General features: G+C 33.4%; 15 protein-coding genes and 1 pseudogene. 8 read left to right on the top strand and 8 right to left on the bottom strand.

Annotated elements, in window-relative coordinates:
• The first annotated feature begins 48 nt into the window (after positions 1–48).
• From nusA to ubiA, 4 genes are read left to right on the top strand one after another with little or no spacing between them, the layout of a single operon-like run.
• A complete protein-coding gene (gene nusA, locus AAGE00_RS03485; protein WP_010407241.1) occupies positions 49–1,602 on the top strand; it encodes a transcription termination factor NusA in 1,554 nt (517 codons plus the stop codon).
• A gap of 7 nt (positions 1,603–1,609) precedes the next feature.
• Positions 1,610–3,931, top strand: coding sequence for a translation initiation factor IF-2 (gene infB / locus AAGE00_RS03480; RefSeq protein ID WP_052264741.1), 2,322 nt, complete (start codon positions 1,610–1,612; stop codon positions 3,929–3,931).
• 9 nt (positions 3,932–3,940) lie between these two features.
• Positions 3,941–4,291 (top strand): ribosome-binding factor A, encoded by a 351-nt coding sequence (locus AAGE00_RS03475; protein ID WP_006015187.1) that lies wholly within the window; start codon positions 3,941–3,943, stop codon positions 4,289–4,291.
• A gap of 3 nt (positions 4,292–4,294) precedes the next feature.
• Positions 4,295–5,182, top strand: coding sequence for a 4-hydroxybenzoate octaprenyltransferase (gene ubiA, locus AAGE00_RS03470; protein ID WP_007302787.1), 888 nt, complete (start codon positions 4,295–4,297; stop codon positions 5,180–5,182).
• Positions 5,183–5,668: 486 nt separating this feature from the next.
• Here ubiA and AAGE00_RS03465 read toward each other — a convergent pair whose 3' ends face one another.
• From AAGE00_RS03465 to mgtE, 4 genes are all read right to left on the bottom strand, one after another.
• Positions 5,669–7,363, bottom strand: a complete 1,695-nt coding sequence (locus AAGE00_RS03465) for an ankyrin repeat domain-containing protein (RefSeq protein WP_213863679.1) — start codon at positions 7,361–7,363, stop codon at positions 5,669–5,671.
• 476 nt (positions 7,364–7,839) lie between these two features.
• Positions 7,840–8,856, bottom strand: a complete 1,017-nt coding sequence (locus tag AAGE00_RS03460; protein WP_213863678.1) for an ankyrin repeat domain-containing protein — start codon at positions 8,854–8,856, stop codon at positions 7,840–7,842.
• 253 nt (positions 8,857–9,109) lie between these two features.
• The gene (locus AAGE00_RS03455; RefSeq protein ID WP_213863677.1) at positions 9,110–12,538 is read right to left on the bottom strand and encodes an ankyrin repeat domain-containing protein; all 3,429 of its coding nucleotides are present in this window, start codon (positions 12,536–12,538) and stop codon (positions 9,110–9,112) included.
• A gap of 503 nt (positions 12,539–13,041) precedes the next feature.
• Entirely contained in the window at positions 13,042–14,412 is a 1,371-nt protein-coding gene (mgtE, locus tag AAGE00_RS03450) for a magnesium transporter (RefSeq protein ID WP_007302783.1), read from the bottom strand.
• Between the two features lie 155 nt (positions 14,413–14,567).
• Here mgtE and prfB point away from each other — a divergent pair.
• A protein-coding gene (prfB, locus tag AAGE00_RS03445) for a peptide chain release factor 2 (protein ID WP_230440360.1) occupies positions 14,568–15,669 on the top strand; the annotation gives its coding sequence in 2 pieces (ribosomal slippage) (positions 14,568–14,633 and positions 14,635–15,669; 1,101 coding nt in all).
• Between the two features lie 245 nt (positions 15,670–15,914).
• Here prfB and AAGE00_RS03440 read toward each other — a convergent pair.
• Positions 15,915–16,615 (bottom strand): annotated as a pseudogene (locus AAGE00_RS03440) (IS6 family transposase).
• A gap of 68 nt (positions 16,616–16,683) precedes the next feature.
• A complete protein-coding gene (locus AAGE00_RS03435) occupies positions 16,684–17,985 on the bottom strand; it encodes a Na+/H+ antiporter NhaC family protein (protein WP_007302903.1) in 1,302 nt (433 codons plus the stop codon).
• A gap of 179 nt (positions 17,986–18,164) precedes the next feature.
• On the opposite strand from AAGE00_RS03435, the gene AAGE00_RS03430 reads away from it, so the two are divergent.
• Together AAGE00_RS03430 and AAGE00_RS03425 are read left to right on the top strand one after the other, a co-directional pair.
• Positions 18,165–20,516, top strand: coding sequence for an ankyrin repeat domain-containing protein (locus tag AAGE00_RS03430; protein WP_341815358.1), 2,352 nt, complete (start codon positions 18,165–18,167; stop codon positions 20,514–20,516).
• A gap of 108 nt (positions 20,517–20,624) precedes the next feature.
• Positions 20,625–21,548: an RluA family pseudouridine synthase gene (locus AAGE00_RS03425; protein ID WP_007302901.1), complete on the top strand. Its 924-nt coding sequence runs from the start codon at positions 20,625–20,627 to the stop codon at positions 21,546–21,548.
• A gap of 7 nt (positions 21,549–21,555) precedes the next feature.
• On the opposite strand, the gene AAGE00_RS03420 is transcribed toward AAGE00_RS03425, so the two are convergent.
• Positions 21,556–22,773: an MFS transporter gene (locus AAGE00_RS03420; RefSeq protein WP_341815357.1), complete on the bottom strand. Its 1,218-nt coding sequence runs from the start codon at positions 22,771–22,773 to the stop codon at positions 21,556–21,558.
• Positions 22,774–22,995: 222 nt separating this feature from the next.
• Here AAGE00_RS03420 and AAGE00_RS03415 point away from each other — a divergent pair, with 222 nt between their 5' ends.
• The gene (locus tag AAGE00_RS03415) at positions 22,996–23,628 is read left to right on the top strand and encodes a glycoside hydrolase family 25 protein (protein WP_007302899.1); all 633 of its coding nucleotides are present in this window, start codon (positions 22,996–22,998) and stop codon (positions 23,626–23,628) included.
• A 98-nt stretch (positions 23,629–23,726) separates the two neighbouring features.
• Here AAGE00_RS03415 and aspS read toward each other — a convergent pair whose 3' ends face one another.
• Positions 23,727–25,529, bottom strand: a complete 1,803-nt coding sequence (aspS, locus tag AAGE00_RS03410; protein ID WP_341815356.1) for an aspartate--tRNA ligase — start codon at positions 25,527–25,529, stop codon at positions 23,727–23,729.
• Positions 25,530–25,613 lie beyond the last annotated feature (84 nt).

The following is a 25,613-nucleotide window of genomic DNA, read 5'->3' as shown; positions in this document are numbered from 1 at the left end:
TTACCTGTTGAAGCTATAATTATAACTAATTAAATTGGATTTATTTATATGATTGCTAATCGTAAAAGCAGTGTTAAGCAGAAAAGCAACAAGAATAACATAGTTGGAAGCCTTGATGTAATAAAAACAGCGGGAGAGCTCTCACTTCAAAAAGGTTTGGATTTTAATATTATAATAAATGCACTTAAAAGTGCTATCGAAGCAGTAGCTCAACAAAAGTATGGTAGCAAAAGTAAAATTGTAGTTAATATAGATAGAAACACAGGCAAAGTTACCTCATATAGACAACTAAAAGTCATTAATGATGAATCAAATGAAAATGAGTGTGACTTAATTAAGTTGACACAAGCTAAGTTAATAAAAGAAGATGCAAAAGTTGGAGATACTATTAGTGAGTTGATTTCTCTTAACACTGATCTTGTTTCAGCAAGAATTGCCCAGCAAAAGATTTCTGAAATAATCAAAAATGAAGAGTTAAAAAAGCAATATGAGGAATTTAAAGATAAGGTAGGAGAAATGAGGTATGGCATCGTTAAACAAGTAGAATATTCAGATCTTATTATAGACATAAACGGAATTGGAGCATACCTCCCTTTACGAAACTTAATTGGTGGTGAGTCATTTCGTGAAGGCGATAAGGTTAAAGCTTACATACAGGCTGTTAAGCGCTCTGACGATGGACGTCAAATCATTCTTTCTAGGACTCATGAAGGCTTTTTAGAGGCATTGTTGAATCAAGAAGTACCAGAAGTTGCTGACGGATTGATAACAATTAAAGGTATAGCTAGAGACGCTGGTTCAAGATCTAAAGTTGCTGTTTTTTCATCTGATAAGAATATCGATCCAGTAGGTGCTTGCGTTGGAGTTAAAGGAGATAGAATAAAAACTATTATACACGAATTAAACGGTGAAAAAATCGACGTCATACATTACTCATCAGATTTGGGTCAATTTGTTATTAAAGCCATTACTCCTGCAGAAGTATCAAAGGTCATTATTGACGAAAATGAAAATTGTATAGAGTTAATAGTTGCTGAAGATCAATTGAGTTTAGCTATAGGAAAAAAGGGTCAGAATGTAAGATTAGCTTCAGAGCTTGTTGGATGGAAAATTGAGATATTAAGCACTCAGCAAGAATCAGAAAGAAGAAACAAAGAATTTAGTCAATGTTCAGTTTTATTTGCTGAAGCTTTAAACTTAGAAGAGATTATGGGCCAATTATTGGTAACAGAAGGTTTTTCAAGTGTAGAAGATATATCTAACACTTCAATTAAGGAACTTGCTTCAATAGAGGGCTTCAATGAAGATATTGCAAATGAACTTCATAATAGAGCAAATAATTACCTGAAAGCAGAGAATGATAGAAAAATAGAAGAGCTAAAAAATTTAGGTATGGAAGACGATGTAATCAACTTAGCCTTATCAATAGATAATAAAATTGCTCTTAGTAAACATAATATTAAAACTTTAGAGGACATAGCAGATTTATCAAATTATGAGTTTTGTAGCATACTCTCTTCCTCAACTAATAATAAAGACAATCTAAAAGATACAGCAGATTTAATAATCATAGAAGCACGTAAAAAGCTTGGATTAATATAAAAACAATATGAATAATGAAGATATCAGTAATAAAAAATTAACCCTACAAGGCTTAAGCAAGCTTAAATTAGACATTAATTTAAACTCTTTAGATAGTCAAAGTACTGGTACTACAATAGTAAAAAAAAGAAGAAAAATTCATTCTGCAGAAGAATATAGTTTATTTGACGAGAGTAAATTAGGCTCTTTAACTGAAAAAGAACAAATTTCCCGCATTAATGCTGTACAGAATGCTACTTTGCTGAAAGAAAGGAATCAGAGAGAACAAGAAGAGAAAATAAAAAAAGAAGAAAGCAATCAAGAAGCTGAAGATAAAAATGAATCACACTCTGTACCTAAAGAAATAAATAAGGAAGTTTTAAGTAATACTAACTCAGTTGAACAAAAAGAAGATAGTATTGAATATGAGAACAATGATAAAAAGTCTTTTAAAGCTAGCAAAGATATATACTCTAAGCATTCTAAGCTAGTAATTACACAGGCAATAGATGAAAGAAATGAATACCTCCCTGTATTTAAGCAAAAATTTGGTATAAGAAGTAAACAATCAAAGTTTACTAAGGGTAAAAATATATCAAGAGAAGTTATTATACCAGACAAAATAACTATCAGGGAGTTATCTATTCGTATGGCAGAAGATAGCAAGAATGTGCTAAAAATGCTCAAAGAAGAAGTTGGGGAGAGCTATAGAGTAGATGATCTAGTAGATCCAGATATAGCATGCGAAATAGCAAAAAAATTTAATCATACGGCTAAACGAGTAAGTGATGCTGATAAAGAAAAGAATTTACTCTTCATAAGCAACAGAGAAAACTTACCTAAAAGACCAAAACCACCTATCGTTACTTTTATGGGACATGTGGATCATGGTAAAACATCATTGCTTGATGCATTTCGTGAATCCAATGTTGCAGAAAGAGAGTCAGGTGGCATCACTCAACATATAGGTGCTTATCAATTAACGACAAAAAATAAGCAAAAAATTACTTTCATTGATACACCAGGGCATGAGGCGTTTACTGCAATGCGTGCACGTGGTGCCAATATTACTAATATAGTTGTGATAGTAGTTGCAGCTGATGATGGAATCATGAAACAAACAGTTGAAGCAATAAACCATGCAAAAGCAGCAAATGTCTCTATTATAGTTGCCATTAATAAAATTGATAAATCACAACCTGGCGATGTAGAAAGAATAATTAATAGTTTGCCTCAGTATGACCTCATCCCCGAAGAACTTGGTGGTGATGTTATAATTGTGCCAGTATCAGCAAAAAAGAAAATCAACTTAGATAAACTAGAAGAGGCAATTTTATTAATTGCTGAATTAATGACGCTAGAAGGAATAGAGGATTGTCGAGCACTTGGATGGGTAATAGAGTCCAAAATAGATAAAGCTAAAGGAATATCAGCTACATTAATAGTTGAAGAAGGAACATTAAAGATTGGTGACATATTGATAGTTGGTACAACATACAGCAAAGTACGCAGTATGGTTAATCACCTTGGTCAAAGAGAAAAAGCGTCACTACCTTCTACTCCAGTTGAAGTTACTGGTTTAAATGGTGTACCAAATGCTGGAGATAAATTTGTTGTTGTAAACTCTGAAAGGCAGGCTCGTGAAATTGTTGAATACAGGTTAGAATTAATCAAGAAAAAGCAAGAAGATTTAGACGACAGTAATTTAGATATATTCAGTCGTAATGATAGTGAAACAGAAGAACTATCTGTAGTTTTAAAGTGCGATGTCACTGGTTCTATTGAAGCAATATCAAGCTCAATTGATAAGCTTGGTAAAGATCAAGTGAAATTAAATATTCTACACAAAGCAGTAGGAGGAGTAACAGATTCAGATGTGCTGCTTGCAGAAGCATCAAGCGCAGTAATTTTAGCTTTTAATGTAAAAGTGGATTCAAAAATCAGAGAATTAGCAAAACAAAAAGGTATAGAAATACATACTTACAATATAATATATGAGCTTATTGAAGACATGAGGATGTATCTAACTAAAATGTTAAAGCCTGTTACACGAGAGGTTCGTGTTGGTTCTGCATCTGTAAGGCAAATATTTAATTCATCCAAAGCCGGTAATATCATCGGATGTTATGTCACTGATGGAGTTATAAAAAAAGATTCTCTAATTAAGGTAGTACGTGGCAGCAAATTGGTGCATGAAGGAAAGTTAAAAGCACTACGTAGATTTAAAGATGACGTTAAAGAAGTGGGTGTAAATTTTGAATGCGGAATATCGCTAGAGGGTAATATCGATATTAAAGTTGGAGACATTTTGGAAGCTTATCAATTAGTGCAAGAAGAAAGGACGTTATAGTAGTTGAATATGAAAAAGGAAATTAGAAACCTAAAAGTAGCATCGGTATTACATAGGGCAATATCAAAAGTCTTAATGGAAGGTAATGTTCTTAATGAAAAAGTAGTAGTATCTGATGTAAAGCTAAGCAAAGATTTGAAGAAAGCAGATGTATATATTGTGTTATCTTCATTAAACATCCAAAATGATAATGATGATATCAGCACTGTTGTTAATGAAATGAACCAATCTGCATGGTCAATACGTAAATCTATATTGTGTTATGTTGATTTGCGATTTATACCTGAGTTAGTTTTTAAGCCTGATTTAGCATTCGATAATTTTGTCAATGTAAGCAAAATATTACATAATCACACTTAATTAATGTATTTCAACCATTATTTCTCATTAATGAGAATACACAGTTTAACAGGTTTGTGGCTTGTGCTATTTTCTAGCTTAAGCGGCATTCTTTTAGCCTCAACTTCTCTATCGTATCAGGCTCTTTTTCTCCTTGTTTTGTTTACTATAGGTGCATTTTTAATGAGACCCGCAGGGTGCATAATCAATGATATCTTCGATAGAGAAATAGATGCGCACGTTGAACGAACAAAATATAGGCCACTTGCAAGTGGTGCATTAAACATAAAGCAGGCTTTGGCTTTACTTTCACTGTTACTGTCTATTGCCCTGGTAATCTTATTATTAACCAATAAAACTACTCTTATACTTGGAATAATTTCAATGTGCATGATAGTTATCTACCCCTTGCTAAAGCGTTACGTTTGGTGGCCACAATTGTTTTTAGGGTTTACTTTCAACATGGGATCACTCATGGGTTCAGCAGCAATAACAAACCAGATTAGCATAGAATCCTTGCTATTTTATATAGGATGCGTCTTTTGGACGCTTAGTTATGATACTATATACGCTCATCAAGATAAAAAAGATGATGAGAAATTAGGAATGAAATCTACTGCATTATATTTTGGCAATACAACAAAATCTTGGTTGAAAAGATTTTATTTAATATCCTTAATGGCATGGTTGTACGCTGGTATACTATCATCATTAAATAACATCTTTTATATTGCTTTACTTGCCATAGGATTCATATTTCACCACCAACACAAAAATTTCAATCCAGACGATTCTAATCAATGCATGTCCATATTTAAAAATAATTCCCAGATAGGACTCCTGCTCTTTTTCGGTATCCTTTTAGATAGAATTCTAAATTCTACTTTTGTATCCGTTCAGATGCATGGCTAATGTGTAAATATCGAAGCAAAAATGGTGTCATTCCAGTGTCAAGTACTGGGATGACAGGGGATGACACCATTTATTTCTATGGCTGTCTTTTCTATCTTATTTTGTCACCCTGCTGAACGGATTCTACTTTTTAGAACATATCTTGAAAGGAAATCAGGAAGATAATATGATAGGATCAGTAAAAAATATATACCAGGTGATGTAAGTGACAAAGAATGGAAATTTCTTGAGCCAAGAGTTGCACAAGGTGTGGCCAAGAAAGCACAAAATAAGAACAATTATTAATGTTATACAATACATAATGAAAGGTATTTGCCAGTAGAGCAAAAGATTTTCCTCTATGGAAGACAGTGTATGATTATTTTTTTAGGTGGCGTAATAGTCACACATTGGTTGAATGCATACAAAACAAAGGCTAGTGTGCCCATTGATGTTATAAGATCAAATTACCAACCTTTTACTAGATGAAATCAAAAAGCTAAGGAATTAAGCCTTACCTTGATTTATTAAACCTCTATCCTGAATTAAATGACCTTGAACAGAAGTATTACTTAAATAACTTTGAGGCTCTAAGTTTATTTGCTGTTCTTCAACTTCTAATGTACTATCTCTATTGTGTAATATCTGCTCTATTGATTGATTTACTATTAAATCTAGTTCCTTATTAAATACAACCATAAATTTGTTAAACTTCTTTGGACTTAACTTACCTGTTTCTCTATCGTGGCATGCTTGCTCTACATATGAGTTTAAAAATCCTGAAATCTCATTAAACTTACCACCCGTGATTTTTGCAGTAACCTCTTTCTGCATTTCTACACAATCAATATTTAACCGATGCATTGATACCCCACTTTTTAATGCAGCTTGTTCTACTACTTTCTCAAATTCCTCTATAATATTTAATGCATAGCCCTGTGCTTCTAATGGTGATATAGACTGAACTACTGTGGAAATATACTTCTGACCTGTGATTTTCCTTATAAATACATCTAATAAAAGAAGTACACCGTTGTTATCAATACCTTGAACTGTAATAGCTTTAGAAGGTTCCATACTTATAGCTGCCTTAAAAGGAGAAGAAATAAACTGAAAAACACCTTTAACAGTATCTACTGTAGTGTAAGCAAAAATATTGATCCATGAAGATGGCTTGCTTGCTCCGCTTGTAACTCCTATTTTATCATTTTGCAATGAATTTTCATCTTCTTTTACAATACTACGGCGATTATGGACACCTATTGATAGAGAACTGCCTTCCTCTTGTGAGTATCGATGACGCCTATGTCTTATAAAATGTTGTGTAGTTTCTTCATTTTTCCTTATTCTTTCCTCTAGAAGGTTTCGTATTTCTAAGCTGTTTTCTTCATTAAGCGTATTTGCCATGGCTAAAGCTCCTCTAGCATCAACATAATCACTTTTATCAAGAATGAGCTTAACTATATTTAAATTACCATAAGCAGCTGCAAAGTGCAAAGATGTCCAACCATCTTTATTTTTAGCGTTAACGTCAGCATGATTACTTATAAGAAATTTAGCTACTTCTAAATGACTGCTTTTAACAGCCCAATGCAAAGGAGTATTGCCATTATTGTTCTTAGCATTAATATCAGCTCCTTTCTCTATAAGCTCTTCTACTATACTTAACCTACCATAACTTGCAGCCCAGTGTAAAGGGATATTACCATATTTGTTTCTTTCATTAACATTAGCTCCTTCCTTTATGAGCTTTTCTAATACATCTAAATGACTATTTTTAGTAGCCAAGTGCAAAGGAGTATCGCCATTACTGGACTTAGCATTAATATCAGCCCCTTTCTCTATAAGCTTTTCTATTACACTTAAGCTACCATAACCTGCAGCATAGTGCAGAGGGACATTGTCATATTTATTCTTCTCATTAACATTAGCTCCTTTCTCTATAAGCTTTTCTACTATATTGACATTCTGATTAAGAGCAGCCCAGTGCAGAGGAGTAGCATCGTGATTGTTCTTAGCATTAACATCAGCCCCTCCCTCTATAAGCTTTTCTGCTACCTGTAATTCATCTGCAAGAGCAGCTAAGTGCAGAGGGGTATTGCCATTATTGCCCCTGGCATTAACATCAGCCCCTTTATTGATAAGATCCGCAACTTGATTGGCATCTCCACTACGTACAGTAGCAAATAATTCATTAATCATTTAACCCTCCATAAAAACAACTCAATTTCAAAGTAAGAAAAAAATCTTTTTCTGAATAAAACAGCTACCTCATAATATAAAGAAAAATATTTTCACTATCATATTTATTGTACATAAAAAATTAATAGCTCAATATACTTTTCATGAAATACTCCATCTCTAAAACTTGTCAATCCCTATTTAGAAGTTTTTTTGATAATCTTTAATGAAAGTTCTTAACGAATTAATACTGACTTAATAGTATATATTACTAAAAATTTAAATAAAACAACCATTCCCAACAACTAAAACCGGCTAGTGAGAGAAGAGTTCGTTTTGGGATGGATTGGTCTGTTGCTGGAACTCAAGAACTGCTGCAAAAGGAAAGCCCCAGTTTTCATAGTAATTATGATATTAAAAAATCACGTTTAAAAATACTTTATACAAGTGAGAAACACCTCTTTTTGTTTTTGCAGCAGGTTTCCATGTATCCCTCTTTAATTAAGAGACTGACTAGCTCCTTGAGTTTGTTCAGTGTTTGGGTGATGAAGATTGCTGTTTACACCCTCGTTTCCAATTGTCTCTACAAACGCCTGTAATTTTAGTTTAGGAGCGTACCTCTTTTCAACATTAAAGTCTACAAAGTAAAATAGTGTATTATTTCGGACTCCTACTCTTTCTTCTTTAAAGTCATTTTTGTGCACCTCAAAAAATCTCTCCATGCCAAAGAATTTCGCCTTTTGAAAATCATATCTATAATGTGTTGATAGAAAATCCACCAATGGTTTATTATTGTGCAGGAAAATTTCTTTTTTTACTTCATCAGCCTTATTAATTAAAATATGTGCATATTCTGGATATAGCTTTTTTAAATTCTCTTCATTATCAAATTCATTACGTACGTTTTCATTTTGCTCCCATATGCCAGCCATTTTATTAACGTCATTTTCCCTCAAAAAGTCATATAGTGACTTATTTCTTTCTTTAATCTTTTTAACTTCTTCTTCACAATTTTTAAGATGCTGTAAATAATTGTTATACCTCTCGGTTGAAGTGGTTATAAATTCATTTTTCTTTTGTAAATTTTCCTCACTTACATATAAGCCAGCAACTTCTAGTCTTGCTATGTGATTTAGTATAACCTCACAAATATCTGTAAAGCCTATTTCAGTAGCCCGATGCAAAGGAGTTTTTTTATTCTTATCTTTTGCATTAATATCTGCTCCTAAGTCTATTAGAACTTTTACTATCTCTGTATAACCCTTTACAGCAGCTATATGCAAAGGAGTTCGTTCATTCTTATCTTTTGCATTAATATCTGCTCCAGCTTCTATTAGAACTTTTACTGCCTTTGTAGAGGAATATTCAGCAGCAGTATGCAAAGGAGTTCGTTCATTCTTATCTTTTGCATTAATATCTGCTCCAGCTTCTATCAATCTCACAATTTCCTTCATATTTAGTGTTCTAACAGCATCCAAAAGTTCTGTTGATTTCGTTTCTTCTAGTTGTGGCATAAATTATCTCTAAAAGTTTGCTTGACTTTTCTTTACTATTCCTAAATAAATTATTACTAATTTAGTATATCTTTTTGTTAAGAATTTAAACGATATATCTACTTTCAGCAGCCAAAATCAAGGGCTGTGAGAAGTGTTTTCTTTGGAATCGTATGGTCTACCACTTGTTCTACGCGAATTTATATCAATTTATTACTTTATTTCTCTGTTTTTTTGAAATTCCCCTCATAAAATTAAATAGCTTACTGTAAAATTATAGTCTTAAGTCCTTGTTTGCAGGTTGTACAGAGACGCTGTTAAATGAAGATATAGGTGACCTATGAGTTAAGTTAACTGTGCTTTTATCTTCAAATTGCAATGCTTCACTTATATTTTTTAATTTTCTTTTTTTAGGTAGTGTATGTTCATCAAATGTCTCTAGGTTTCTTTTATGTGATTGTGTTTTTAAGTATGGAGCTGAGTACACAGTAGATTGAGGTTGATAGCAACAAATACTACTTGGGTAATAATTGTTAGTATAATGGTACAAATCATCGTTGAGTTCAAGTTTCACATTAGCTCCTTGTTCTAAAGAAAAAAGGGACCTAGCGCTGTCGTAGCAATGAAACTTAACATCGTAGTTCTGAGAAATATTATTACTAATATCCTCTAGATTCGTATTAACGTTATTCATTACAAGGTAGCGAACAGTGCTTGAGTGACCATATATATCAGCAAAGTGCAAAGGAGTCGTATGATCTTCATTCTGTAAATTTATATCAGCCCCATGCTCTACGAGGTAGCGAACAATTCCTAGGTAACCATACATAGCAGCAAAATGCAAAGGAGTCATACCATCCTCATCCTGTAAATCTACTGTAGCCCCGTACGCTAGAAGGTACTCAAAAATCTCCAAGGAATTATGTTCAACAGCATAGTGCAAATAACCTTTACCTTCTCCATCTTGTAAATTTATACAAATCTCTTCTTCCTCTATAAAGTATCTAACGACCTCTAAGCAATTATTTTCAATAGCATAGTATAAAACAGTACTATCAAACTGAAAATGTTCGTTATCAATAAAATACCTAACTATTTCTAGTCGATTATGGAGAGCAGCACAGTCTAAAAGGGTAAGGCTCGGGTCATCACTTACCTTAAAATTAGCCCCTTTTCCTATAAAGTATTTAACTAACGCTAAATGACCATATATAACAGCATATTCTAAAGGAGTAGATCCATCTTTATCACCGATATTAACAATTTTACTTAATTTACTTAGATCTACATTCTCGAATATAAGCTTAATAACTTCTTCATTATCATCTATGGCCAGAAAATGTAAGATATTCATTCCATAATAATCAGATTCAATAAATTCATTAACTAACTTTTTATATTCACTTGCATAATTCCAAATGGATATGATATGGCTTACATTTTTACAGTTATTATTCATCAATGATGTCATTATTTTTCTTAAAAATTCTTCTTCTCTTTTTTCTTTTCTTTGCTCTAACCTTATAATTTTTTGTACTTCTTGATGAATTTTTGCTATCCCTTTCTCTAATCCAATCAATGAGAACTGATTAAGTAGATCAAGTGCATTCAAAACCCTTTGTTGATTTTCTTTTGATTCCCTCTTGAAAAAAATTTCTTTTGTATTAATTTGATTAGGGTCCAGGTAAGCCATGAATACTAAAATAACATATGCTTGCTGTCCAACATTTTTTTCTTCTTTTATTTTATCAATGTTAACCTTCAAAGCTTTAAAAGATTTTTTATTAACAACTTGTGTCTCCAAAAAATCAGTTTTTGATTGCTGAGCTACTCTATATTCCTCCAGATATTCTCTAATACTAAGACCTTTTTGTTTAATGCATGATGTTGCTGCTTTCAAATCTAATGGAAAACAATTAAACTCTTCTATTAACTCTGATATAGATTTACCTTGTGATTCATCTTCCCCTAAGGCTTTTCGAGTAAATTCCTCGGCTTCTTCTTTTTTTAAATTACCCAACTTTATTTCTTCTATATCTTCTATTTCTTCTTTCCAATTCTTGTTAGGAGAAGTAATTAAAACGTAAGGTTTTTCTCTATTAGAAAAAACAGGAAAGCTTGATGGCAAAAAATTTTCAATCTCCTTATAACTACTAGCATCATCGAAAACAAACAAACTTTTTGTGTCTTGAAGATACTCATATACATCCTCGACAATAGATTTAATGTTTCTCTCTCTCCTTTGCTCACTTTTTCTAGAAATCCCTAACCTTTCAGCCAACCCATGAAATGAATTTGAAAGCTTGTTATATGACGAGGCATCTATCCACATAATCCTTGCCCAAGTACCCTTACGCCTTTCACTAAACCCATAGCCTCTAGCAAGTTCGCTTTTCCCTATTCCAGACTTCCCACTAATTAAGACTACTCGTGACATTTTTACTTCTTGACTACTACTGTGTAACCTTAGGTTCAAATTTTTTACCACCTCTTTTCTTTCAATGAAATTTTCTGGTGTCTTGCCAAAACTATAGGAAAATTGACGCCTATCTTCATCTTGTTTTCTAAGATGTTCTTTTACATCTTCTATATCTTTCCTTTTCACAGGATCTTGTCCATTAATCTCCTTTAATATAAAACGAGCTAATTCTTCTTTTTTTTCATCATTTAAAATATACACATATCCTTCTATGGGTGCTTTAATGGATACATACTTTTGTTTTACCTCTTCCCACTTTCTTAACTCCCATTCAAAGGGAAGCCGATAGCCGTATTTTTCAGCACATCTATATTCCTCTAGATTATGTTCCTCAGAATTATATTGATAATAATTAACAGTTTCATCTTCTTCTTTTTTCTTTATTCCTACCCATTCATACAATTCTGAGGTTACTAAACTTTCACCACCTTGCTCATCTTTTATTTCATATCCAGGACGCGTAAAATATCCTTTCTTTTTTGACTTATCTAGAACAACACCTTGTGTTATAAGATCAACAGAAAAGTCTTGTTCCTCAGAAGTTAAAAGGTAATTCATTGTTCTATGTACAGCATCTATTGCTAACTTCTTAACTCTCCTATGATAAAAAGAGGGATTGATATCTACAACCTTTATGAATGGTTCCTCAAACCTGTGAAAAATTTCTAAGCCAGCTTTTACTAAAATCTCTCTCATTTCAGCTTTGTAGCAAGGTATAATTATTGTAAAAATATTTTTCGCTCTTTTCTTATGCTGTTTTCCTATAACACAATAATTGATACTCTCATTAACTTTAACACTAAATAATTTTAGTGGACTTGCTGGAATAGTATTATTCAAAATAGAATTAAAGCTGGCTGAAACTTTACTTATTTTTTGTATATTTGAATCTGGTTCTGCCTCCTCAAAATATTTAGATAATTTTTCCTCGAATTCTTTAACAAAAGTCTTAACAAAAAAAGTTGCTTTTTCCACTACTTCATTATCTGTAAGACTTATAACATTGGCTGTATCATTCGATGCGCTATACCATACACTACCGCTGCTTATAGATGAAGATCTTGTTACTCCAAGACTCTCTTGACTTGGTCCACACTGAAGTTCTCCACTAGATAATCTATCTTCATGATCAAGACCTCCTTTTGCTCCTATTGTTGACTCATCATCTACATAATCAATTCGATCATCTGCTACTTGTTCTCCTTTATTTCCTTTACCTAACATAAAACCCCCTATATTTTAATATTCATACTTGATTATTTTACCGTAAATCTCTTTTCTGAAGATTGGTTTTAATATCTAATTCATTTGATTCTTATACAGCTGTACTAAACTGCTCTACAAATTTACTGTAGAAACCTTACGGTAATCCTAGGTAACTTTAATTGCTGAGTAACAGTGTGCTTTTCTTTTGACTTCTGACTAAATTAGATATATTCTTAAAAAATCGAGAATTGCTTTCTGAGTGATATACATAATACAATGCATCTAACTCACACCTCATGTTTTCATTACGTTAGACTGCATTGTAGCTAAAAAGATCTAGCAAAGCAAGAATTTTTTTGCATACTTTAGCATCTTATTTTAGTTTTTATTTTAAAACTAAAGCAGCTCAGTTTCATGTACTTTTACTTCTTTATCGACTGTTATTTTTCTTCTTCAATGCACCTGTGAGTAATGATAACGTGGCAGTTAAAGCTTGTAAAGCAATTTTTATATAGCAAGATTCAGCTATTTAATAAAAAGATCGTGGCTAGACCAAAAAATATAAGAGCTGAGAGAATATCAGTTGTTGCTGATGTTAAGATTGAAGACGAAACAGCAGGATCGGATCTTAAACGATGAAGCATTATAGGAATAAAAGTGCCGATAAATGTTGCAATGATCGACATTGCAATCATGGAAACTACGAAAATGATCTCTACTTTTAAACTATGGAACCTTATTGCTAATACTACGAGCGAAATTGTAGATAAAATCACTCCATTTATAAGACCTATTAAAAATTCTTTCATCAGTATTCTTTTTGCATTTTGCTCAGTTAGATATTTTGTTGCGATTGCCCGGATAGTTAGTGTTACTGTTTGGGATCCTGCATTTCCGCTCATCGATGCAATGATTGGCATAATTATTGGCAGTACTATAAAACTTTGTATTACGTTATCGAAAAAGCCAACTACTATAGAACATATTGTTGCAGCTAAGAGGTTAAACAGTAACCAAGGTAGTCTTTTAATTATAGTTTTATGTATAGGGGCATTTATATCAGATTTAGAAGATACACCGCTTATTTTAAGCACATCCTCTTCTGCTTCTTGTTGAACAATTTTGATTACATCTTCAATAAGGATTACACCTATAATTTTACCATTCTTATTTACTACTGGAGCTGATAATAGAGAGTAATCTTTAAATATTCTTGCTACTTCTTCTTGGTCCATTCCAGTTTTAATTATTTTTATATCTTGACTCATTATCTCTTTTATTATTGTTTCTCCTGAGTGAGATATTACCTTATTTAAGTTGAAAATGCCTATGGGTTCTAATTTTGAGTTAATGATGAAAATTTGATAAAATGTTTCTGGTATTTTTTTATAGTTGCGCAAGAATTCCATTAGCTGATTTATCGTCCAATAATATGGAGCTATAACCATATTTTTATGTATCAACCTTCCTGCACTTTCTTCTGGGTATGATAACAATTCCTCTACTAATTTTTGAGTTGCATTGGGTAAGTAGTTAAGTATATTTTCTATAGACTTTCTATCTAAATCTTTCACTATAGCTACTATGTCTTCTATATCAAGAAGCATTAGTAACTTTGCTGTATTTTCTATTCCCAATATTTCTATGATCTCTACTTGTAAATCTGGTACTACATGTACTAAGGCATCACTTAACAAATGTTGATCGAGGATATTAACTAATTTCTCCCTGTGATCATTGATCGAAGTAGATAAAAAATAAGCTAACTGAACGCTATCTATCGTTTTTACAATATTACGAACATTCTCTAATTCTTGATTATCGAGAGACTCTATTAAATCATCAATAGCCTTTTTGTCTAAACCATAATGAGAACTTGTTTTAATATTCATTACTTTACCTTATTTTTTTAATAAATATACACACTTGATTTTATTGAACATTCAAGTATAATAAAATTATTTTGAATTAACTATTATATGGTTAAATTTCTATTTTGTTTGCTGTTATTGTTAGTGATAATAAATATATTAAAGTCTAAAGTATAATGAAAACCCATCCAGAAATCCTTGAATACTTTCAAGGCTTAAATAAAAGTATTTCTCTTATCAGGAGGTGTCTTTGACATAGAAAAATTGAAGTTGCGTCTTGAAGAGCTGGATTCTCAAGCGTCGAATGATAATCTGTGGCAAGATAATCAAAAAGCACAAGAGATTTTAAAAGAACGCTCTAAAATTAAGCATGAAATAGAATCGTTTTCAAAGCTAGAAAGCGATTACAACGATTCTATCAGCTTGATGAAATCTGCTATTGATGAGAATGATGAAGAATTTTTTTCTGAAGTTAAAGGTGAGTTAGTAAAGCTAGAGAAATTAATCAAACTTAAAGAGACAGAATCCTTATTTACTGGTGAAGCAGATAACAATAACTGCTTTTTAGAAATCCACTCAGGAGCCGGTGGAACAGAGAGCAATGATTGGACTGAGATGCTCATGCGCATGTATACAAGATGGGCAGAAATTTATCACAATTTTAAAGTTGAAGTTGTAGAAAAATTAGATGGTGATGCAGTTGGTATAAAATCTACAACAATAAAGATCATCGGAGAAAAAGCTTACGGGTGGGCAAAAAGCGAAAGTGGAGTTCATAGATTGGTTAGAATATCACCATTTGATGCAAATGGTAAACGTCATACCAGTTTTGCAAGTGTAGGAGTAACTCCAGTGATTGAAGATTCAATAGATATTGTTGTGGATGAAAAGGATTTAAAGATCGACACTTACCGTGCTTCTGGAGCAGGTGGTCAGCATGTCAATAAGACTGAAAGCGCGGTACGTATTACGCATATTCCAACAGGCGTTGTAGCTCAATGCCAAAATGGTCGTTCTCAACATAAAAATAAAGATGAAGCACTTAAACTACTTAAAGGACGTTTATATCAAATTGAATTGGAAAAAAAAGAACAGAAAATGGCCGAAGAATATGGCAAGAAATGCGATATAGGTTGGGGCAGTCAGATCAGATCGTATGTTATGCATCCATATCAAATGGTAAAGGATTTAAGGACTGGACATGAAGTTGGCAATATAAATTCCGTTTTTGATGGCAATATAGATTGTTTCATAGTTAGTGTATTGGAGTTAAAATGAGATTTATTAAAAAGCTAAGTTTTATGCTCTGCTAATAAGGGGAAAAGAAAACCAAAATCTATTGAGAAAAATGGAACAATTTTGTGAATATATCTATTATCCAAGTAGCTGATGAAAATGGCAACTCGTTTCTTATGGGCACAAAAATGTAATATGAAGAGAAATCTTCGTACATTAAGTTGTAGCGGTTCTGTCGCATCTATAAATTGTGGTACAAGAAGATCGTTAAACTGGGATTATGGGAGTTATAGAGCAATTAGCATAGCAAAATTCTCAAAAGTAGAAACATTATCATTAGCCCCGATAATTTGTCTTTTTTGAATCATACGAATATTTTCTATGCCGGTAATGGTAATCTTTGCGGAGTGGAAGCTCTTAAAACCAAGCATTGGCTTTATTCGTTTTTTGATAAATCTATGATCTTGTTCGACAATATTATTTAGATATTTTATTTGAAAAACCATGATTCTACAATCTTCAGAAATTTCTGTATTCAAATCATCAAGAGCAGCAGTATTACTGCCGCTTTTATCAATTACTACTTTCTCAGGAAGGTTATTCTCTCTAAAGGCTTTACGAAAGAACGCAAGTGCCGCAGACTTGTCTCTACGAGCACACAACAGAAAGTCTACAGTATTACCAATAGTGCTCTGTATAGATAAACCCATTTGCCGTTTAATTTAACGTAGGTCTCGTCCATTCTCCAGCTACTGCCAACCTGCTTCTTCCTTTTCCTTACCGCTTCATCTATCAGTGGCACAAATCTGATAACCCACCTTTGTAACGTAGCATGATCAATTTTTGCTCCCCTTATACTCAGCATTTCTTCCAAATCTCGATAGCTCAAAGAGAATCTACATTTCATATATACAGATAACATTATTATCTCTGCTGAAAAGCTAAATCCTTTGAAATATGGCAATAATTTTGAACTAATACGAAACATCTTTGCTTTTTTTTTAGATGATCATATCACTTCTTTTCTACTTTCCTACAAATGTTACATACCAGGATTTATAGATGCGACAGAACCGTTGTAGCTGCGCAACGTCTGCCATTGATGATTATTTCACCTACTGTAACTGCTGCTAAAATAAAGCAGTAATAAACTTGTGTTAACAAAGAAATAGGTGAGACAGAAGCAATGCTACCTGCTAGCAGCAGCTGGGAACCATAAGGCAAAATGCCTTTTGTAACGCAAGCAAAAATGTCTAACAAGTATGCACTACGGTATGACGGAATATTATGCTTTTGCGCGAGCCTTTTTGCAATATCGCCACTTAATAAAATAGCAATGGTATTATTAGCAACTAAAACAGTAAACATAGATGCTATGCCCGCTATTACAAATTCAGCTTTAGTTTTTGTGATATTGCTTTCATCGATAAGTTTGTGTAATGCCTTTTGACCCTGCTTGTACATTATATGACTCAATCCGCCAATAAATAGAGCAAATATCACTATCTCGTTTACTTTTTTGAAACCGTCATATATGTCATGAGAGAGTTGAATGATAGTATAGTCAAAAAAAGCCATCCCTAATACACTAGCAACAATTATATTTATAGTTATTGTTACTAAAGTAGTAACTTCAAATAACCCCATGATTATTAAAGAAATATAAGGAATAATCTTTATTACTGATAAATAATCTAAATTTGATGTAGGAATAATTTTTGTACTATCTGCCATAATTGCCAGATAGACAAGCGTTATAATGCTGGCAACAAATGCTACTTTAGAATTCACTTTAAGTTTATCCTTTATCGTGGCCCCCTGTGAAGAAACAGATGCAATAGTAGTGTCAGATATCATTGAAAGATTATCACCAAATACGGCACCTCCAACTACAGTTGCAGTTCCTATTTCAAGACCAAAAGCCCCATTTTTTGCTAAGTTAACAGCTATTGGTACCATTAATACAACAACTCCCATAGACGTACCAATTGCAGTTGATATAAAAGCGGAAGCCAAAAATACTCCAGGCAGTAGTAATCTTGCTGGAAGGAATTTGAGAATTAAATCAGCAACAGTATCTGCACTACCAATTGATTGAGTCACCACAGAAAATGCTCCAGAAAATAGAAAAGTTAAACACATAGTAAGGGTGTTTTTATCGCCCATACCCTCGATGACAGTATCGATGTGACGTTGAATTTTACCTGCACTGCATGCAACAGCAAAAAATAGCGCCGGTAGTAGGCAAATTACCGGTGAAACTTGGCGAAGCGGATTATCAATTCCAATAAAGAAAAAATAGACACCACTTCCAAGGTATAAGATTAAAAAAATAACCAAAGGAAAAAAAGCTGTCATTTTACTGCCTTAAAAGCTATGATTATAATCAATTAAGTGATTTCAGGCAAGCTTGGTTTTCTGTAAGTTAATAACAGTCCTTTTAGACTCTCAAGTTACGCTATGGAAAATGCGTTGACTATTCTACCATAATATATAGCATCAAAAAATACTCTATAGTATGAGGTAAAGCCATGGTAATGACATATGAACAGTGGAACATAATATTAGGTGTAATTGATCAAGAGGTAAATTTAAGTGAAGACAATGTAATTGAAAGAATAAAAGAGCTATTAAAGGAAGTAAAGATACTAGGGCAAGCAGAAATATTAAGAATGTTAGAAGAGATATCGCATGGATTAGAAGTACCAAGCAAGATTCCAAGAGTACAAGAGACACAAGAGCCATTAAAAAAGAGACTAAAGGTGGTAAATGTACCGCAGACAAAAGAAGAAGCAAAAAAGATACTAAAGGAGTCAAGGGTATCAAATGCTCAACAGATGGTAAAAAGAATGCTAAAAAGGTTAGGTGTACAAGAGACATCAGAAGAATCAAAAGCAGTGGCGCTAGAGGATGTGCTAAATGCACGAAAGATCTCAGAAAAGGTACCAGTGATGCTAGATGTAGGAAAGATATTAGAGACACTAAAGGCACTAAAGAGAGCAAGTAAAAATGTGTATAGAGAGTGGGAGAAAAATAAGTTTGATGTAAATCATTGGTTTAAAGTAGATTGTTTGCATGAACGCTTTTCATACACGTTATTGTATTTAGCTATTGATTTTAAGCTGAACAATTTAATAAATGCTATGCTTAAAGTAAAAGGAATCGATATTAATGCACCAAGTCCGTTTTCCGAATGGACTGCTTTACATTGGGCTGTTGAAGATAGGAACACAGAAGTAGCACGCAAGCTAATAGAAAAAGGGGCAAATGTTAATCAGTTGGATTCATCTCAACGAACTACTTTATATCAGCCAGCTGTAAATGGCGATATAGAAATAACAAAAATCTTAGTAAAAAATAATGCAGATGTTAATGCAGAGGATCTAGCGAGATTGACTGCTTTATATAAGGCTGCCGATAATGGCCATGAAGAAGTAGCAAAGTACTTAATGGAGAATGGAACAGATGTTAAGAAGAATGGAGCGCTTAAACTTACTCCTTTACATATTGCTGTTGCAAATGTTGATGAAGCAATGGTGAATTGTATAATAAAAAATGATAAGAATATTGTTGAAAATATTGAGATAGTAGATGTATTTGGATGGAGTCCTTTATATTGGGCTGCTGCAAAGAATAATACATTAATATTAGAGATCCTATTACAGGCCACATCACGATATAGAGCAAGTGTTGATATAGAGGATAAGTTAATTGGGCGATCTCCCTTACATATTGCTGCTACGAATGATAATGTGGAAGCAGTAGAGCTCTTAATAAACTATGAAGCAAATGTTAACCATAAGGATGCATGGGGATGGACTCCTTTTAATTGTGCTGCCGCAAAAGGCAATAGAAAAGTAATGAATTATCTAATAGCCCATGGAGCAAGTATTGAGACAAATGATCCACAGAAAATATTACTTTCTATTTGTCCATATAATTATCTAGAAGCAGTAACTACTATAACACAACTTGGAATATGGAAGGATGTGATGAAATTGATGGTAGCTGAGTTTTTACGTTGTGCTGCCGGACATGGTGATACACTAATGGTACATGCTCTATTAGAATCTGGAATAAATGCTAATGCACGTGACGATTTAGAATCAACTGCTTTACATAAAGCTGCCAAAGGTGGCCATGCGGAAGTAGTAAGGACCTTAATTTTATATGGAGCAAATGTTAATGCACAGGATAGCTCAGGGCAATCTCCTTTAGCTTATGCTTTCGAACATAGACACTGGATAGTAGTAATGACTTTACTATGTTATGGCGCAAGTACTTTATTGCCTGATCACTGTGGTGAAACTGTAAGAGATTTAGCTGAACATCAAGGCATAAGTAATCTTCTAGTGGAAGCAGAACAAAGAGCACTAGATATACTTACGCGGCTTAACTTAGAATCAAGTATACTCAGAAACAAAAAATTAATGACAGTGCAACACATAGAATCACATATGTTGAGAGAAATAGAATCACATAATCTATCTATCAGCTTTGAACGTATGATAAGAGATCAAGCTAATCAAATTGAACAATTACAGTATAACGCTAAACTTAATGAAAAAGGAGTAGCATTTATAACTGACCACATTAAATGTGTGCAGTTAGAGACTAACACTAAAGCGTGTTCAGCTGAAATGGATGGAGTAAAAGAACAAATATTACATAGTCCTTGCAGGTGGTCATATCGCACTAAAAATGTTAATGTAAGAAGAGTAACATCTTTAGCTAACGGCATTGAGTGTATGAAGTTAGGGCCTAACACTGAAGCGTGTCAAGGCCCTAGTACTAAAGAGCCTAATACTCACCTCTCTATGATCGAGAAACTATCATTGTTACCACTTTACTCAGCTGTAGGAAAATATGAAGCCGTTATAAATAGTTAAATAATCCTCTAAATTCCAGCACGTAGCACTCGATGCAAGTAGCTGAAACTGAGAAGTACATTAGGTATGTTAGATTTTAGTTTACACAATAAAATTTTTATAAGTAAGATGTCAGAAGGTATCAAAACCATATTAGTAGAAGACAATAATGTTAGGCTCGATAGGTACATTAGAAGAATTTTTCCCAATTTGAAACAATCTGCAATTGAGAAGTCTTTAAGGAAAGGATTAATCAAGGTTGATAATTGCACGGCAAAATCCAGCGATAGGGTAAGCTCTGGGCAAACTATAATGATAAGATACTTAGACTATATTGAGAACACTAATTCTGACTGCAAATATAATGAAAAGTTAGTGAATCTACTAAGAGAGAACATATTATATGAAGACGAATATATACTAGCTATAAACAAACCCGCAGGGGTCATTGTTCAAGGCGGCATAAAGGTAAAAATTAGCATTAGTGATTTACTTGACCAAATAAGAGAGAGAGAAATATTTAAAATTGTTCACAGGCTAGATAGGGATACAAGCGGAGTAATAATATTCGCACGCAATGCCAGCGTTGCCAAATACCTTATGGAAGAATTTAAAGGACGGAGGATAAAAAAAACTTACCTAGCATTAACTTTTGGTATACCGAGCAAAGATAATGGAACAATAGACTATCCGTTGGTGAAAAAATATATTTCAGGGCAAGAAAAAGTAGTCGTTGATGAAGATTCACCTCAAAATGCCACTACGCATTTTTTAATTATAGCAAGGTTAAAACATAATGTTGCTTATTTAAAATTACAACCAATTACTGGCAGAACTCATCAATTACGTGCACATTTAGCTCATATAAATTGTCCTATTCTTGGTGACGGTAAATATGGCGGTAAAAAAGCTTTTATTGATGGAGTAGCAAATCAGATTCACCTACATTCATATTCTTTGTCTTTAAAATTGCCAAATAATAAAGAAGTCACTATTACTGCTCCTGTCCCTAAACATATCGAAAAATCTATTGAAGCGCTATCTTTTGACTAAAGCGATTTCACCAATCAATTTTTTTGTCTTTGGCTTTAATTTGAAGTACAGATATTAGGCTAATCAATGCACAAACAGTAAGGTAAATCCCTGCGGCAAGTTTTGTTTCGGTTTTTTCTATAAGCCACATGCATATCGATGGAGAAAGGCCGCCAAAAATACCTGCAGATATGTTATGTGCGAGGCTAAAGCCGGTGCACCTAACTTTTGTTGGAAATAACTCGCAGGCAAGAGAATTATATATTCCAAAAGATGCACCTATCGGCACACTTATCAACAGAAAAGAGAGCGTGACAATATAGTGGTTATCATTTGATAATAGCGAAAGTACCGGCAAACCGGCGCAAGCTAGAGCTACTAATGTAGGAATCATTACATTTTTTCTTCCAACTTTATCAGACAGTATTGCAAATAGCACTGCGGACGTTCCAAATGTAATTTCAACTATAATCCTTACTACATTTTTAATATCAATACCTGACAGAGTAAGCGCTTTTACAGATATGTTATAAAACATTATTACCGAATAAACGATTGCATTTTGAGCGATACCAAGCCCAATTGCTAATATAAATGCTTTTTTGTAGGTTTTGATTAATTCTAAAAATGGAGAATCAGATAAGCTTCTATTTTGATCATGAATTTTATATGCTAAGCTCTCTTCCATTATATATCTTGTTAAAAAGCCTATTATGCCCATAATGAAGCAGAAATAGAAGGGCAACCTCCAGCCCCAAATTTCATAATTTTCACCTGTAAACTTTTTGCAAATAGCTATCATTACAAAGCATGTGATAGAACCGAGAGCACCACTAAACGCTTTCATGCTCCCTAAGAATCCTAGATTTTTTTTATCGCTTGAATGCTCTATTAAAAAAGCAGAGTTAACACTTGTTTCTCCACCTGCTGCCATTCCTTGTACTATCCTACAAAACAGAAGCAGTATAGGAGAAAATATTCCTATTTCTCTAAAGCTAGGTATAACCGCAATTGCAGTAGACGATATCGAAGCTAATATTACGGAAGTCAGTAAAATTTTCCTCCTGCCATACTTATCTCCAATGTAACCAAAAATAAACGCACCAAGTGGTCTAAATCCAAAGCCAATTGCAAAACTGCCAAGGAATTTGATTTTTTTTATGTAGTCGCTTTCTGATGAAAAAAAAACGTCACTTATTATATGCGTCAAAACTCCAAACAGAGTTATTTCATACCATATAATCATATTGCAGATTATACTTGATAGTATTGCTTTTTGAATATCGCTCGTAATTTTTAACTCACTATAATTTAACTTACTAATAACAAGTATTTTTGTCTATAGATTGTAGTTTAGAACTTTGTAACTGTTTTAGTATAAAATTGTTTACAATATGCTCACAAGATATTCATTAAATTTTCACTATTATATTCTATATTCAACATTTATTGTAATTATGAGGTTAGTATGAGTGAAAAAGGTATAGACGTATCTCATTGGAATGGAGAGATTGATTGGTTGAAAGTTGCAAAGGATGAGGTAAGGTTTGCATTTGCCAAAGCAACTGAGGGAGAAACTTTTCAAGACACTAAATTTGGACAAAATTTTCAAAGTATGAAAGATAATAATGTGCAAGCTGGGGCATATCACGTATTTAGGATGACCTCAACACCTGAAGGTCAGTTGAATAACATAGTTAACGAACTTAAAAAAGCTAATTTTGAGCCAGGTACAAATAAGTTAGCTGTTAGTGCTACAACTGGTATTTGCGAAGGAAGAACAACAAAATGTGATGATCCTACAAAACACACTAACACACAGAGAGCCGAAAAACTTCATTCTTTATTGACTCAATTGAATGAAAAAGGATACAGTCCAATTGTATATGCTTCACCAAAAACGTGGAATGATTACTATACACAAGAAGAACATAATTTTTCTCACTACCCATTATGGGTTGCTGATTGGAGAGGAAGATCGGAGCCTGAATTACCTAAAGATTGGAAGGATGCGGGTAAAAACTATACTTATTGGAATTACACCTCTCAAGGAGAAGTAAACGGAATAGAGGGCCAAGTCCCGCTAGACCAAACTTTTTGATATCCTAAAACTATAAAGTAGTGCTAGGGCCTAGCACTACTTTAACAGAATTCAATATTCTTGTTTTTTCCCCACCTAAACTCAAGTTATATACAACTTTATTCAACAACCTTTAAAGACAACTCACGTAAATGCTTATCATCTACTTTAGAAGGAGCGCCCATTAGAACATCTTCTCCTTGCTGATTCATAGGAAAACAGATTACTTCACGAATATTCGGCTCATCTGCAAGTAGCATAACCATTCTATCAACCCCTGGCGCTATTCCACCATGAGGTGGCGCTCCAAACCTGAATGCACGCACAAGCGCGCCAAATTTTGTATCAACTTTCTCTTTACTGTAGCCTGCAATGGCAAAAGCTCTGTACATAATATTCAGTTTGTTATTACGAATTGCTCCACTTGACAGCTCTATTCCATTGCAAACAAGATCATATTGGTAAGCAAGGATATCCAGCGGATCTTTTTCTTCTAAATCTTTCAAGCCACCATGTGGCATAGAGAATGGGTTGTGAAAGAAATCTATTTTTTTGCTCTTATCGTCATATACAAAATATGGAAAATCAATAATCCAACAGAATTTGAAGATATCGTCATCTATTAATCCCAATTCTGAACCTAAAAGAGTGCGCACTTTCCCTGCAATTGTTGCTGCTTCATTTTCCTTATCAGAAGCAAAAAATACACTATCTCCGGGCTTTACATTCGTTATTTCTTTTATGGAATTTAGCCTATTGTCATCGAGGAATTTAGCAATTGGCCCTTTTGCGATGCCATCTTTATCAAACGTTATATATCCAAGACCTTTAGCACCGAATTCTTTTTGCGCATGTTCTATTTTTTTATCAAAAAAACTGCGTGGTTCCTCTGCTGTTTTAGGAGCAGGGATGGCTCTGACTACCATACCTCGCTCGATATTGCTTTTGAAAATATTGAACTCTGAATCACGGAAAATCTCTGTAACATCGCTGATTAATAATGGATTACGCAGATCTGGCTTATCAGATCCATATTTGAGCATTGCTCCTTTGTATGTAATACGTGGAAAATCTTTATCAACTGATTTGCGAGAAAATTTGGCAAACACTTTATATAAGGTAGATTCAATAACCTGAAATATATCTTCTTGAGTTACAAAAGACATTTCAAGATCTAGCTGATAAAACTCCCCAGGAGAACGGTCAGCCCTTGCGTCCTCATCACGAAAACAAGGTGCAATTTGAAAATATTTATCAAACCCTGAAACCATAAGCAACTGCTTAAAAATCTGTGGAGCTTGTGGTAATGCATAGAATTTACCAGGATTTAGTCTGCTTGGCACTAAATAATCACGTGCTCCTTCAGGAGAAGAGGCAGTAAGTATGGGAGTTTGAATATCTAAGAATCCTTGCTCTATCATGAGCCTCCTGAGCTCTGAAATGATCTGTGAACGTAGAATAATGTTATTACGAACCTTTTCACGTCTTAAATCAAGAAAACGATATTTAAATCTCATGTTTTCTGGGTATTCTTGCTCACCGGCGATACTTGCTAATATACTCCTTTCTTCTTTTGCTATTTCTTCATCACAGTGGAACTCAACTTCAGATTCAACTTGTAAATTACTAACTATAACTTCAATTTCTCCTGTGGAAATAGAGCTATTTACCGTATCTTCAGTTCTAGCTTTGACTATTCCTGTGACAGTAATCACACTTTCTGATTTTAAATTCGAAATTTCATCAAAAAAATCTTTATCGTTATTGAATACCAACTGAGTAATCCCATGAAAATCTCTTAAATCAACAAAGATTAGGTTACCATGGTCACGTTTACGGTACAGCCACCCAGAGAGAGTAACTTCCTTTTCTACATCATTCTTCCTTAATTCATTACACTCGTGAGTTTTATAACAGTTCATTTAATTGAAATTTCTAGAATACAAAAAGATTATAAAATAAATTAACCTTTGGGCAAGATAATATCTAAAGATCCTTTATAAGCA

The organism is Wolbachia endosymbiont (group B) of Aricia artaxerxes (assembly GCF_964026975.1).
GTDB lineage: Bacteria > Pseudomonadota > Alphaproteobacteria > Rickettsiales > Anaplasmataceae > Wolbachia.
The sequence above is the reverse complement of the archived record's forward strand: the minus strand, read 5'-3'. Positions and strand labels throughout refer to the sequence as shown.